The organism is Pseudaminobacter salicylatoxidans (genome assembly GCF_003148475.1).
Lineage (GTDB): Bacteria > Pseudomonadota > Alphaproteobacteria > Rhizobiales > Rhizobiaceae > Pseudaminobacter > Pseudaminobacter salicylatoxidans.
Genome location: NZ_QGGG01000009.1, coordinates 136618 through 149335, shown reverse-complemented (window position 1 = coordinate 149335; position 12718 = coordinate 136618). Strand labels below are relative to the sequence as shown.

13 protein-coding genes are annotated in these 12718 nt (G+C 61.3%); 2 read left to right on the top strand and 11 right to left on the bottom strand.

Features of this window, described 5'->3' with window-relative positions:
* Nucleotides 1–19 precede the first annotated feature (19 nt).
* The 11 genes from C7441_RS13895 to C7441_RS13845 form a co-directional block, all read right to left on the bottom strand.
* Nucleotides 20–349, bottom strand: a complete 330-nt coding sequence (locus C7441_RS13895) for a cupin domain-containing protein (protein WP_109613374.1) — start codon at nt 347–349, stop codon at nt 20–22.
* Nucleotides 350–354: 5 nt separating this feature from the next.
* Nucleotides 355–1338, bottom strand: coding sequence for an amidohydrolase family protein (locus C7441_RS13890; protein WP_244916154.1), 984 nt, complete (start codon nt 1336–1338; stop codon nt 355–357).
* Nucleotides 1335–2891 carry an FAD-dependent monooxygenase gene (locus C7441_RS13885; RefSeq protein ID WP_109613372.1) on the bottom strand — a complete coding sequence of 519 codons (1557 nt, stop codon included), beginning with the start codon at nt 2889–2891 and terminating at the stop codon, nt 1335–1337. The genes C7441_RS13890 and C7441_RS13885 overlap by 4 nt, the downstream gene beginning before the upstream one ends.
* 12 nt (nt 2892–2903) lie before the next feature.
* Complete coding sequence (locus C7441_RS13880; RefSeq protein WP_109613371.1) at nt 2904–3644, bottom strand: SDR family NAD(P)-dependent oxidoreductase; 741 nt, start codon at nt 3642–3644, stop codon at nt 2904–2906.
* Nucleotides 3641–4549, bottom strand: a complete 909-nt coding sequence (locus C7441_RS13875) for a fumarylacetoacetate hydrolase family protein (RefSeq protein WP_109613370.1) — start codon at nt 4547–4549, stop codon at nt 3641–3643. Before C7441_RS13875 ends, C7441_RS13880 begins: the two co-directional genes overlap by 4 nt.
* 5 nt (nt 4550–4554) lie before the next feature.
* Complete coding sequence (locus C7441_RS13870; protein ID WP_109613369.1) at nt 4555–4953, bottom strand: RidA family protein; 399 nt, start codon at nt 4951–4953, stop codon at nt 4555–4557.
* Nucleotides 4950–6020 (bottom strand): Ldh family oxidoreductase, encoded by a 1071-nt coding sequence (locus C7441_RS13865; RefSeq protein ID WP_109613368.1) that lies wholly within the window; start codon nt 6018–6020, stop codon nt 4950–4952. The genes C7441_RS13870 and C7441_RS13865 overlap by 4 nt, the downstream gene beginning before the upstream one ends.
* On the bottom strand, nt 6020–6403 hold the full coding sequence (locus C7441_RS13860; RefSeq protein WP_109613443.1) for a cupin domain-containing protein: 384 nt from the start codon (nt 6401–6403) through the stop codon (nt 6020–6022). Before C7441_RS13860 ends, C7441_RS13865 begins: the two co-directional genes overlap by 1 nt.
* A gap of 302 nt (nt 6404–6705) precedes the next feature.
* A complete protein-coding gene (locus C7441_RS13855; RefSeq protein ID WP_170125132.1) occupies nt 6706–7413 on the bottom strand; it encodes a GntR family transcriptional regulator in 708 nt (235 codons plus the stop codon).
* Between the two features lie 444 nt (nt 7414–7857).
* Nucleotides 7858–8631, bottom strand: coding sequence for an ABC transporter permease (locus C7441_RS13850; protein ID WP_109613366.1), 774 nt, complete (start codon nt 8629–8631; stop codon nt 7858–7860).
* 2 nt (nt 8632–8633) lie between these two features.
* Nucleotides 8634–9410, bottom strand: coding sequence for an ABC transporter ATP-binding protein (locus tag C7441_RS13845; protein WP_109613365.1), 777 nt, complete (start codon nt 9408–9410; stop codon nt 8634–8636).
* A gap of 164 nt (nt 9411–9574) precedes the next feature.
* Here C7441_RS13845 and C7441_RS13840 point away from each other — a divergent pair, with 164 nt between their 5' ends.
* Nucleotides 9575–10573 carry an ABC transporter substrate-binding protein gene (locus tag C7441_RS13840; protein ID WP_170125131.1) on the top strand — a complete coding sequence of 333 codons (999 nt, stop codon included), beginning with the start codon at nt 9575–9577 and terminating at the stop codon, nt 10571–10573.
* Nucleotides 10574–10915: 342 nt separating this feature from the next.
* Nucleotides 10916–12658 carry a gamma-glutamyltransferase gene (gene ggt / locus C7441_RS13830; RefSeq protein WP_109613362.1) on the top strand — a complete coding sequence of 581 codons (1743 nt, stop codon included), beginning with the start codon at nt 10916–10918 and terminating at the stop codon, nt 12656–12658.
* The last annotated feature ends 60 nt before the right edge of the window (nt 12659–12718 follow it).

Genomic DNA, 12718 nt, shown 5'->3' with positions numbered 1-12718 from the left:
TCCCGCCCAGACGCGCCGGTTAAACGGCGGCAGCCCGCTTGAACTCAACCAGAACGTTGGAATAAACGCTTTGTCCGACATTCTCCAGCTCGTGCGGAATGCCGGGCTCGCGCCACATCACCTCGCCGGGCGTTTCCTTGGTTTCTCTCGAGCGGCCGTCGCTGAAGCGCATGACGTTGTCGCCCAGGGTAAGCGGCACGATCAGATAGGGCAGATCATGCTGATGCCAGGACTGAACATGTCCCGGTTCAAGGCACAGGCGCCAGACCCGAACGAACTCATTTTCGAAAATGACCTCGTCACCGATCGGGCCAAGTGTAGTATTTTCGGGCATATGGGTGTCGCCCATGGTCCTCACCTCTTTTTGAGACGTTCAAGCAATCGCCTCGGATTGCCGTCGAAATAGTTGCGCAGCCGCTGGTCGGAAAAGTCGGCAAGCTGTTCGTGCGGCTCGACAAGCCCCATCGGAAAGGGCCAGTCGGAACCGAACAAGACGTTTTCTTCGCCGAAAGTCTCTTCGGCATGCCCTGCGGCCGCCTGGCTATGGCATATGCAGTCGACATGGATCCGGCCCAGCAATTCGGCCGGAGACACCCGGCTCGTGTCGACACCCGGACGAGCGGTCGCGAAACCGCGCTCGAACCGCCCTGCCACCATCGGCAGCAGGCCACCGCCATGCGCGAAGCACGGTGTGAGGCGCCGGTAGCGCTCGAGAACGCCTCCGAAGACCAGATGAGCCAAGGCAACAGTGCTCTCGTAGGGATTGCCGAGCAGATTTGTCAGATAGAAGGATTTGAGGCGGCCGTCGCAGCATTCGCCCGGATGGAAGAAGACGAAGGCTTCGGCTGCGTCCAATACCGCCCAGAGCCGTTCGAACTCGGCGTCGGCGAGCGTACGGCTGTCACCCGTCCCCGCCGGCATGGCAAAAAGCGCATGGCCACGGCCGATCCAATCCCCGGCGATCGCTGCCGCCTGGTCGGGACACTCCGTAGGCAAGTGCATCAAAGCGCTGAGGCGTCCCGCGGACGCCTTCGCGATATTGTCCAGACCTTCATTGAGATAGTCCGCCCAGCCGCGTGCCTCTTCGGCGCGAAGGTGCTGCCGATAGAGAGGTGGCGGCACCGATACGAACGCATGCTTGACATTGTTCTCATCCATCCAGCGCATCAGCGCCTCCGGTTGGAAGAGCTGCTTCATGCCCACGGCGTGGCCATCCACCGTCATGACCCGGTTTTCCGAATCCCAGGCTACTCCCGCCAGGCCAACAAGACGATCGGGCACGACTGGCGCGAGATGGGCATGGACGTCCAGACGAATGGCTGGGAGAGGCGCGCTCATGACGTGCGCCCCAGAATTCGCCTGTAGACCTCCTCGATCGCGCCGGGCACGATTGGCAAGATCGCGGCAACATGGTCGTCGGGACGTAGCAGCACAACGGTGTCGTCGGTGCATCCGAGCCGCATTTGCACCTTGCTGCCGATGTCCAGAAGGGCCTGATCGCGCAAACCCGAATCCAGCGGTGCGTCCCAGCGCGACACGAAGTAAGAGCGCAGTCCAGGCAGATCCGACGCGGCAATTTGCGGCCGGCGGCGAACGTCCGTGAAATAGAGCGCCACGAAACTATCATCGCAAAGGTCGTGCAGATGGACTCTCCTGCCCTGGCCGTCGAACAGCGGCATGTCGGGCGTCCTGTCACCCACGCGAATTGGCTCCTGCTGCGTCTTGACGATCGACCAGTTGCCGCCGCCATCGGGGTCGATCCTCACGCCCAGCATCGAGCGCGTCATGGCGTTTGCCCAGTCGGAGCCGGACATCGCTCGGGAACCTTCCTTGACCCCGTCCATCAGCTTGCGCGCCGCTTCCGCCATCTCGCCCGATCCGTGGGCGGCCAGCGGTCGCTGCTCGCGCTCATAGCCGTCCAGCAAACTGTCATCCGCCCAGCCGCGCAACACCCAGGCAAGCCGCCAAGGCAGATTCAGCGCATCGAGAACTCCCGTATTGAGACCCAGCGCCCACATCGGCGTGATCAGGTGAGCGGCATCACCCATGAGGAACACGCGGTCGTTGCGCCATTTGGAGGCGATCCTATGGTGGACCCGGTAGGTGACGGTATTGATGACTTCGAGCGAATTGACCTCGCCGATGAAATGCCGAACCTTGGCCTCCAATTCCGCCGGCGTGGCCTCGTCGGCACCCGGCGCCAGCGGGAAAAGGAAACGCCAGCAATGGGGCTGGCGCACCAGGATCATCCACTCCGCGGGATCGGCAAAATACGCCAGATAGGGATAATCGCGAGGGTTCGACGCATCGAGGTCAACTTTGATATCGACCAGCATATAGCGCACATCGAGCGACATGCCTTCGACTTCGATACCCAGTTGCGTGCGAACCGTGCTGCGTCCGCCGTCGCATGCGATCAGGTAGGAGCCTTCGGCTTCCTTAACGCCCGACTGGGTGTCAAAGCGGGCGACGACGCCCTCGGTCGTCTGCTCGAAGGAAAGCAGTCTGTGCCCCAGATTGACACAGCTGCCGGGAAGGTCCGCCAGGCCACCAGCCAGAATGGGTTCGAGATGGTGCTGCGGGATGTTGAGCACGAACGGGAAACGCGTTTCCTCGAACAGCATTTCAGTCTTCACCGAGGCCTTGCGGGCATTCGTCGCCCGTTCGATTTCCCCGATCTCGTCGAGGCGCAACGCTCGTGACAGCACCTGCTCGTCCACGCCGTAGCGACGGAACGCCTCCACCGTGCGGGTCAGGATCGTTCCTGCCTTGGTATCGCTTGAAAATTCGCCGTCCTCTTCGAACAACCTGAATTCGATACCGTAGAATTTCAGCGCAAGCGCCGTCATAAGCCCGACCGGGCCCGCGCCGACGATTAGAACCGGCTTCATGAAGGTTTACTCCTAGATCTCGTCTCGCGAAAAGGCCATGTCGCGGCTCAGCACCGAGGCCGTCATCGTGGCAGCATCGGAGAGCAGGAACATCAACGGCCCAACGACGTCTTCCGGGCGGCCCACACCGAGCGTGGACTTCCAGCCGGCGTCATCGCTTCCGGCATTTGCAGCGCGATACTGCGGCGTGTCGATCACGCCAGGCGCGATGAGGTTGACGCGCACGCGGTGTCTGGCGACTTCCTTCGCCGCACTCTTCACCCACGCGGCCAGCGCGGCCTTGGTCGAGGCGTAGGCCGAAGCCTCGGGCCAACCCTGGTGGGCCAGCCCCGATGAAAATGCCACGACCGAACCCTTGCGGCGAGCGATCATGGAGCCCACTACCGCCTGATAGCACCACATGACGCCGTTGAGATTGACCGCGATCACCTTCTCCCACTCGCGGGGATCCATCGCAGCTATGGTCGTGCGGGGCTGGATCGCCGCCGCACAGACCAGGCCATCCACCGCACCGATGGAGGTTTCGATCTCCGCAAAGCAGGTCATGACGGCGTCGCGATCACTCACGTCAAGGTGCCGTATCGCGACATTCGGCGCCTCGGCCTGCAGGCTCGCCAGCGCCGCCTCGTCCATGTCGCATACAACGACGCTGGCACCCGCCTGCGAGGCAGCAAGCGCCAGGGCACGTCCGATGCCGTTGGCTCCTCCGGTTATCACGACGACGTCGCCGCCAGCATCGAACCGAGCTTTCATCCTGCCTGCTCCATAGATGGTATGTCAGTGTCGCCATGCAGGTCGGCCGCCACGACCTTGTTGCGCAATTCGCCGAGCCCCGTTGCCGACACGACCATCTGGTCGCCGGGCTTCAGGAAGACCTGCGGCTCCCTGGCATTGCCGATACCCGCGGGCGTGCCGGTAAGAAGAACGTCGCCTGGCTCCAGGGTCATGCCAAAGGAAAGCTCCGCTATCAGCTCGGCGATCGGAAAAGCCATCTGCTTCAAAAGGGCGCTCTGCATGACCTCGCCATTGAGGGTCATTTCCAGGCGAATCTCGGCTAGGTCCAACTCATCGGGGGATACGATCCAGGGACCGATAGGCATTGTGCCATCGATGCTCTTTCCCTTAAGCCATTGCCCCCCGTGGCGGCGCTGAAGGTCGCGCTGCGAAACGTCGTTGGCGAGGAAGTAGCCGAAGACGCAATCAAGCGCTTCAGCGGTGGAGACACTGCGGCAACGCTTGCCGATAACCAGGGCGACTTCGGCCTCATAGTCCCATTTGGCCGAAATATGCCGGTCGAGCCCGATCTCATCATAAGGACCGATTGCGGTAGACGGCGCCTTGGTGAAGAAGGTCGGCGCTTTTGGTCGATCGACGTCCTGACCTTCGCGCTTGCCGCGACTTTCTTCGAAATGGTCCCAGTAGTTCCACCCCGTGCAAAGCACGTCGCGACCGAAGCGCTGGATTGGAGCCATGAGGCGGACCGACGACAATGGCACGGATTGAAGGTCTGGATCAGAAGCGATCTGCCCGATCCGGGCCCATCCTGCCGCAATGAGGGCGACCATGTCGCCCTCATGCTCCGGCAGCAGCCGGATGTCATCGCCATCCACCAGCCCTACGCGGGGCGACCCCGATATATTGACCGTGGCAAGGCGCATGTCGATCAGCCCTCCGGCAGAACAGCGATGGCGCTGATCTCGATCAGGTATTCCGGCGAGACCATTTTCGCCACTTCGACCATCGTCGAGGCAGGAACGGGCGCCTTGAAATACTCTGCACGCACCTTGTGGATAGCAGGGAAGTGCTCGATGTTACGCACATAGACATCGACCCGCATGATGTCCTCAAGAGAACCACCTGCCGCCTCCATGGCCGCCTTGAGATTCTCGCAGACCTGCCGCGTCTGCACTTCGACGTCACCGATACCGGCGATCGAGCCATCGGCGGCACGCGCAGTCATACCAGAGACGAAAACCAGCTTGCCCTTGGCTTCGATGGCCGTTGCCTGGGCGAAATGGCCATTGGGCTTGGCGAGCTTATCGCTGGTGATTTGCTGTTTCATTGTACTGTCCCTTTCGTAATGGTGGATTGAAGATCCAGATCGAGCGACCGCCCGACTTGAATAAGATTGCTCAGCGTCGCAGGAGCCAACCGGCAGTGCCCATCCATCCGCATACGCGCGTCAAACGCGAGCTCGCCGGGGGCGAAGACGCGATCAGTGCCGGGCGCGCGACGGGAGGCAGCCACTCGAGCCAACTCCGCTTCAACCCGCTCGCCAAATCTGCCGGACGGCACGAAGTGATCGACATGGATGGCAAGGAAGAAGTTCGAACAGCGATAAGGCTTGGCGACATCGCCATAGAGCGGGGAAACCTCCGGACCAATCGCGCCGTCGGAAAGCCCGCCGCAAAGCAGGTCAACCATGAAGGCCAGGCCAAACCCCTTCGGTCCGGCGGCCGGCAACAACATGCCCTCAATGGCAGCACTCGGATTGGTGGTCGGCAGCCCCTGCCGATCAACGGCCCAGCCGTGGGGAATAGCCTCCCCTGCGGCTGCGGCATTGCGGATCTTGCCCATGGCGACCGCGCTCAACGCCATATCGACCTCGGCAGGGAACCCCCCCACGCTGGGCGCAGCGATTGCCACAGGATTGTTACCCGTAAGAGGCTCCGCGCCTCCCGGCGCAGGCATCAGCGGGCGGGTGTTGGACATGACGATGCCCACACAGCCCTCGTCCGCCAACATCCTTGCATAGCGCCCGGCCGCGCCGAAGTGAAAGGCATTTCGAACACTGACGGCTGCAAGGCCATTCATCTTCGCGCGCGCCGCAGCGAGGGAAACCGCTTGCCGCGCAGTGAGCTGACCCAGCACATCCTGCGCATCGATGACGATGGAGCCGGCGCGATCAGACACCACTATACCGGCAGAGGCTTTCGAGACTGAGCCGGCGCGGATACGATCAACATACATCGGCACCAGGGCGACGCCGTGCGAGGCGACGCCATCGACATCGGCGGCGACCAAATCCTCGGCCACCAGCGCCGCATCGCCCGCGCTCAATCCCACGGCCCTGAAAACGTCAGCGACCGCCTCGACAAGGGCGGGGGCGAGAATTCGATCGCCAGCCATCAGCGGGCGTCCTCGTCATTGTCGTACCAGGAAGGTCGCTCCGGATAGTGCGGACCGTCATAGATCTCGACGACGATCGTGTCTTCATGAGCGAGCGTCGGTCCGTGAACATTGCCCTTCGGATTGCAGTAGAAAGATCCGGGCCGCAGCGTGACCCCGGTGCTTGTGTATTCGTAGTGCCCTTGCAGGCAGTACATGAACTGGTTCGACGCATGCAGATGCGGCGTCGGAATGCTGGCCCCTTTGTCGAAGCGGATCAAGGCGATCGACGCACCTGTCGCCTCGTCGCGCCATAACATCTTCTCATGGACGCCAGCCAGCGATTTGGCACGCCAGGGCATTTCGGCCGTATGGATCAGGATTTCTTCCAGGGAAGGCAGCATCTGAAGCGGCCCTCCAGCACTCTTGTCGATCATGTAAACACCCAGTATCACAATATGTGCTACATGATATTTCAGTAAAAATATAATGCAAGCGTTTTATGCCGAGATGCGGACCCGCGCCGTCACATCATCGAATGAAAGGGGCTTTCGCCGGCCTTGCGTGGAGGCACGATTGCCGGCAGACGACGCCGTTTCCCAGAGGCCGAAAACCTGAAGTGGTTTTCGGAGGACGGCATATCGGTCTAACTAATTGATTTTTCTTTGTGTATACGAAAAACGAGTCCGGTCGGCTGCAGCATTCCTTATTGTCCGCGCAGCACGCCTGGCGAGGCCCGATGCAACTTGTCCAATCTGTCACGCAGTGACTTGATATGGTCGCTCATCCGGCTCGCCGCCTGTTCCGGGTCGCCGGCGATGACCGCCTCGGCTATCTCGAGATGTTGGTTGTTGGTCGCCCGGACATTGATGGTCTGCCACATATTGAGATACCAGAAACGTATCGACCGCTCGTGCAGCATTCGGGCAAAGTCGCTCATCACCTCATTGCCTGAAAGCTGGGCCACCTTGCGATGGAAGACGCGGTCGTTCACGGTGAACGAGGAAATGTCGGGGGGAGTTTCGTCCGGGTCGGTCGCCGTCGCAGCCGCCCTGAGATCGTTCAACATCCCGGCTTCGATCTCTCCTGCCGCCACCCGGTTTGCGGCAGCGCGGGCAAGCTCCGGTTCGACCGTCAGCCGCGAATCGAGAATCTTCATGATTTCGAGGAAATTGTCGGGCTGGACTATGATCCCCTTGCGCGGCATGACTTCGACCAAGCCTTCTATGTGCAGTCGTTGCAATGCCTGGTGCACCGGGGTCCGCCCGAGATCGAGCTGCGAGCAGATCGCCGCTTCGTTCAGATACTGGCCGGGCAGGAAATGCAGAGTAATGATCTTTTCCTTGATCCGCTCATAGGCCTGCGTGACCAGCGACTGCGATTTGGCCGCCGGCTTCTCTTCACTCGCGGGCATGGCCTTCTTGCCTTTCCCCTTTTGATCTTTCGTGGTTCTCATGATTGCGATAGGGCCCCTATGGCTATGCTAGGCGTGCAGTCGAGTGCGGCGATGATTCAACGGCGCCCATTACTCTAGCGTGAAATTCCCCAGACAAAAATCCCTCTTGAAATATCAACTTATGTTGGCATGCGTGAGCGGATAATGTCGAACACCCAGAACGGTCTCGTATGTCTGGCACCTCGCCGATATGCGGCGCACCGGCCAGCGACCGGCAAGACATGCGGCAGCCAAGTGGCTTCACCTAGCGTCACGCATATGCAGCAAAATCAATTCGATAGACTATGATGCCGAAAGCTGTGAAGCAGCTTTCGGCATCATAGTCTAAATGGGAGCGCATGGGCCGGTGGAAAATGCCGGATCCCGCCAACCCTTGCCAAACTTCCAAGTCCAAATGCCCGCTTAATGGCCGGCAGGACGCACCGGCAGCCAGCGCGCAAGTCCGATTTCGACAAGCTCGACCACCGCATACACGCCCAGACCAAGGAAGGACAGGGCAAAGAGCGAGGCAAAGGCCAACGACGAATTGAGCTGCGAGGTAGCACTCAGGAGAAGATAGCCGAGACCGTTGCTCGAACCCATAAATTCGCCGATGACAGCCCCGATGACGGCCAGCGTGATCGCGACCTTGGCGCCCGTCAGCACGAAGGGCAACGCGGCCGGAAACTGCACCTTGTAGAAAACCTGCCACGGCGATGCCTTGAGGCTGCGCGCGAGTTCGATCAGGTCTCGAGGCGTCGAGCGCAATCCCGCGGCGGTGTCGATGATGATGGGAAAGAACGCGACCAGCCACACTATGGCAAGCTTCGATTCTATTCCCGTACCGAGCCAGACCAGAACGATGGGCGCCAACGCCACTTTCGGGACGGACTGCAGTGCGACCAGCAGAGGATAGAACATCAGGTTGAGCGGGCGCGAGTTGGCGATGGCGATCGCAAATGGAATGCCGACCAGCATCGCGAGCGCGAAGCCCAGCGCTGTTTCCTGCAGCGTCACCCAGCCTTCACGGGCCAGCAATCCCAAATTCCCCGCAAAGGCGGCGGCTACCTGGTCCGGCGACGGAAGTACGGCCTCCGGAATATCGAATATCCGGCAGGACACAGTCCAGACAGCGATAAGGACGGCGATGCCGGCGGTCGGATAACCAATGCGGGAAAGCGTTTCGTAGAGCGGCATTCTCAATCCTCCTGGGGCGAGCCGACAAGCAGGCCGAGCGCTTCGCTGGCGCGGCGCTCAGCCTCGGTGAATTCCGGTGTGAAACGACAGGCCTGCGTGCGAGGCCCCCGGATCTCAATCCTGAACTCCTCACTCACCCGCGCAGGCCGCCGCGAAAACACGACCACCTTGTCGGACAGATAGATCGCCTCTGAAATCGAGTGCGTGACGAACAGCACCGACGCGCCTGTCTCGGCCTTGATCTTGAGCAGGAGGTCGTTCATGTCGAGACGCGTGAATTCATCAAGGGCGCCGAAAGGTTCATCCATGAGCAGCAGCTTGGGCTTGTGGATCAGTGCGCGGCAGAGTGAAACGCGCTGCTGCATGCCGCCTGAAAGCTCATGCGGCCGCGCATTGGCGAAAGCATGCAGCCCGGTCAGGTCGAGAAGCTGTTCCGCCCGCTGCTGGGCGGCAGCGTCGCGCTTCCCAAGGATTTCCATGGGGAAAAGAACATTCTGCAGCACCGAACGCCACGGCATCAGGCTGGGCGTCTGGAAGACGAAACCGTAATCGGAATAAGGGCCAGCGACCTCGCGGCCCCCGACCCTGACCGAACCGGTCGTGCGTGACAGCAGACCGGAAACGATCTTGAGCAAGGTGGTCTTTCCGCAGCCGCTCGGGCCGAGGAGCGCAACGAACTCATTCTCCTCGAAGGTCAGGCAGGCCTCGTCCAGAGCGACCACCTGGTTCGCGCCGCTCCCGAATACCTTGCGCACGTTCGATATCTCGACGAAGGCCATTCAATTCCTTTCCGGTAGCTAACGCCCGGCCGAGGGCCGGCCACGCGATCAGCAATCTGCACGATCATCTTGTATGTCTCGTGAAATATCTTATGATGCCTCTGTCGTCAACGGGACCGGCGGGCCGTCGCCGAGGTCGCGCAAACTCGCTAATGGAGAACTGGATGTTTCGGAAATTCGTCGGCGTGATCGCCGCCCTCTCATGCCTTGCAGCCGCACCGGCGGCCCGTGCGGAAACCGACGTGAAGTTCATGCTCGACTTCATCAGCCTGGGGCGCCACGCGCCGTGGTATGTCGCGCTCGAAAAGGGCTACTTCAAGGAAGAGGGGCTCAATGTCGAGATCATGCCCTCCAAGGGCACGGCGGACGCGATACGCGGCGTTGTCACCGGCATTTCCGAGATGGGACTGATCGACGTGCCGAGCCTGGTCGCTGCCGGCAAGGCGGGTGCGAACGTCAAGATCGTCGCCGGCGCCTATGTCGAGGCGCCATATTGCGTTTACACGTTGAACCCCGGTGCCAACGTGACCGAGCCGGCTCAGCTTGAGGGCCTGCGGTTCGGCTCAAGCTCTGCGTCCTTCCTGCCGCAGATCTGGCGCGCATTCATGGGCATGAATGGGCTCGACGGCTCCAAGCTGGAGATCGTCAATGTCGACGCCGCCGCTCGGGTGCCGATGCTCGCGGCCGGCAAGGTCGACGGGGTCGATCAGTTCCTGATGAGCGCGCCCGCCATCCGCCGCGCGGCTCTGGGCAGGGAACCGGTCTGCCTGTTCGCTGCCGATTATGGCCTCGACCTCTATTCCAATTCGATCGGCGTGCGGAAGGATTTCCTCGATGAGCAGCCGGAGGTCGTTCGTGGCTTCGTGCGTGCCGCGCTGCGCGGCTGGCAATACACGCTGTCGCACCGTGACGAAGCCACCGAGATCATGGTCAAGTACGCGCCGGCCCTCGATCCGGCCATCGTGCGCGAGGAGATCGACCTGATCGAACGCATCGCGGTCAATGCCGACGTCAAGGCAAACGGTCTTGGCCATATCCTGCCGGAAAAAATGGCCAAAACCTTTGACTTTATCAATTCCAATGTCGAAGTCAGCGGCGGCAAGCTTGAATCGGATCAGACCTATGTCCCCGGCTTCCTGCCCAAGGAGCCGATCTTGCCTTGACATGACCCGCAATCCGAGGCCGCAAATGACCCGCGACGCTCGGGTTTTCGCCAGGGAGGTTTGGGATGGTTCGGCCAAACCTCTCCTGCGCAAGGTGGTTCCCTTCGAGCAGCCTGCCCGGCTACGGCACCCGCGAGAGGGGCCTGCAAGGGCGCGGATCACAGCTGATGAAACGATGAGCACGACCGTTCGCGGCGCGCCCTTCCGCGTCGTCCGGCGTCATCCCAACTTCATTCTGGTCTCTCCCATGACGTGACTTGGACCTTGCATTCGCACGGCCTCCCGCCAATGCTCCCGAAACCGCTTTTCTAAAAGCGGTTTCGGGAGCAACAGGAGGAGGATATGCAGCAGTTCGAACTGAGACGGCTTTCCCTCGCCGCCGGCCTGACGCTCAGCATAGTGCTGACTCAGAATGTCTTTGCGGCATCGCCAGCGCCGGCGGAGGGGCAGAACGGCATGGTTGTGACGGCGCAACATCTTGCGTCGCAAGTGGGCGTCGATGTGCTGAAAAGCGGCGGCAACGCGGTAGATGCCGCTGTTGCGGTGGGCTATGCACTGGCCGTCGTCTACCCCACTGCGGGCAATCTGGGCGGTGGCGGGTTCATGACGATTCGGCTCAAGGACGGTACGACGACATTCCTGGATTTCCGCGAGCGGGCACCACTGGCGTCGACCAAGACCATGTATCTCGATGCCAATGGCAATCCGGTGCCGGGCGCTTCGACCGAGGGTTATCTGGCGGTCGGGGTGCCGGGATCGGTCGCTGGCATGGAAATGGCGCGCGAGAAATACGGCACCAAGCCCCGCGAAGACCTGCTTGCGCCGGCAATCAGGCTGGCGAGCGAAGGGTTCGTGCTTGAGCCGGGCGATATCGCCTCGTTCGCCGACGGCAACGATATGCTGGCGCAGGACCCGGCGGCGGCGAAGATCTTCCTCAAGGATGGTAAGCCGCTGGAACTTGGCGCGACGCTGGTGCAAACCGATCTGGCCAAGTCGTTGACAGCGATTTCGCGGGGCGGCGCAGATGCCTTCTATAAAGGCGAGACCGCCGACCTGATCGTGAAGGCGAGCACCGCCAATGGCGGCATCCTGGCGAAGGAGGATTTCGAACAGTACAAGGTGCGCGAACTGGAGCCGGTGAAATGCAGCTACCGGGGCTATGACATCGTGTCTTCGCCGCCGCCTTCTTCAGGCGGCCTGGTGATCTGCGAAATCCTCAATGTGCTGGAAGGCTATCCGATCTCCTATCTCGGCTACGGTTCGGCGGAGACAGTGCGGTTGATGGTGGAGGCGATGCGCCACGCTTTTGTCGACCGCAACACCGCGCTCGGCGATCCGGATTTTGTAGACAATCCGGTCGGGAAGCTAACCAGCAAGGCCTATGCGGAGGAAATCCGCGCGCGCATCGATCCTTATCGTGCCGGCGTAAGCGAGGAGCTGAAGCCGGCGGGGTTCGGGGAATCGACCGAGACGACCCACTATTCGATCATCGACAAGGATGGCAACGCCGTGGCCGTGACCTATACGCTGAACGGGTCGTTCGGTATCGGCAAGGTGGCTGAAGGTAGCGGCATTCTGCTCAACAACGAGATGGACGACTTCACCATGAAGCCCGGTGTGCCGAACCTCTATGGACTGGTGCAGGGCGAAGCCAATGCGATCGAGCCGCGCAAGTCGCCGCTGTCGTCGATGAGCCCGACCATCGTATCGAAGGACGGCCAGCCGTTCATGGTGATCGGCAGCCCCGGCGGCTCGCGCATCATCACCATCACGCTGGAGGCAATCATGAACGTGGTGGACCATGGCATGGACCTGCAAGAGGCGATCGATGCGCCGCGCATCCACCACCAATGGCTGCCGGACCGGGTGGTGATGGAGCCGCATGCGCTGTCGCCCGACACACTCAGGCTCCTCACTGGCATGGGCTATAAGGTTGGCATTGACCCGGACTGGTCGATCTGGGGCGAAGCCGCGGGCATCCTTGTCGGCGGCAAGAACCTGAAACAAATCGAAGCCGGAGATGGGGCGCGGTATTACGGCGCGATCGATAGCCGGGCGACCGCGGGAGCAGCTATCGGTTATTGAAAAACGGCCGAAAATCAGAGGCGGCTCACGGGCCGCCTCTCACATCTCAATTCGTCGAAG

Coding starts and splice junctions, on each gene's coding strand:
- C7441_RS13895 (WP_109613374.1), bottom strand. CDS start 349: ATGGGCGACACCCATATGCCCGAAAATACTACACTTGGCCCGATCGGT.
- C7441_RS13890 (WP_244916154.1), bottom strand. CDS start 1,338: ATGAGCGCGCCTCTCCCAGCCATTCGTCTGGACGTCCATGCCCATCTC.
- C7441_RS13885 (WP_109613372.1), bottom strand. CDS start 2,891: ATGAAGCCGGTTCTAATCGTCGGCGCGGGCCCGGTCGGGCTTATGACG.
- C7441_RS13880 (WP_109613371.1), bottom strand. CDS start 3,644: ATGAAAGCTCGGTTCGATGCTGGCGGCGACGTCGTCGTGATAACCGGA.
- C7441_RS13875 (WP_109613370.1), bottom strand. CDS start 4,549: ATGCGCCTTGCCACGGTCAATATATCGGGGTCGCCCCGCGTAGGGCTG.
- C7441_RS13870 (WP_109613369.1), bottom strand. CDS start 4,953: ATGAAACAGCAAATCACCAGCGATAAGCTCGCCAAGCCCAATGGCCAT.
- C7441_RS13865 (WP_109613368.1), bottom strand. CDS start 6,020: ATGGCTGGCGATCGAATTCTCGCCCCCGCCCTTGTCGAGGCGGTCGCT.
- C7441_RS13860 (WP_109613443.1), bottom strand. CDS start 6,403: ATGCTGCCTTCCCTGGAAGAAATCCTGATCCATACGGCCGAAATGCCC.
- C7441_RS13855 (WP_170125132.1), bottom strand. CDS start 7,413: ATGCCCGCGAGTGAAGAGAAGCCGGCGGCCAAATCGCAGTCGCTGGTC.
- C7441_RS13850 (WP_109613366.1), bottom strand. CDS start 8,631: ATGCCGCTCTACGAAACGCTTTCCCGCATTGGTTATCCGACCGCCGGC.
- C7441_RS13845 (WP_109613365.1), bottom strand. CDS start 9,410: ATGGCCTTCGTCGAGATATCGAACGTGCGCAAGGTATTCGGGAGCGGC.
- C7441_RS13840 (WP_170125131.1), top strand. CDS start 9,575: ATGTTTCGGAAATTCGTCGGCGTGATCGCCGCCCTCTCATGCCTTGCA.
- ggt (WP_109613362.1), top strand. CDS start 10,916: ATGCAGCAGTTCGAACTGAGACGGCTTTCCCTCGCCGCCGGCCTGACG.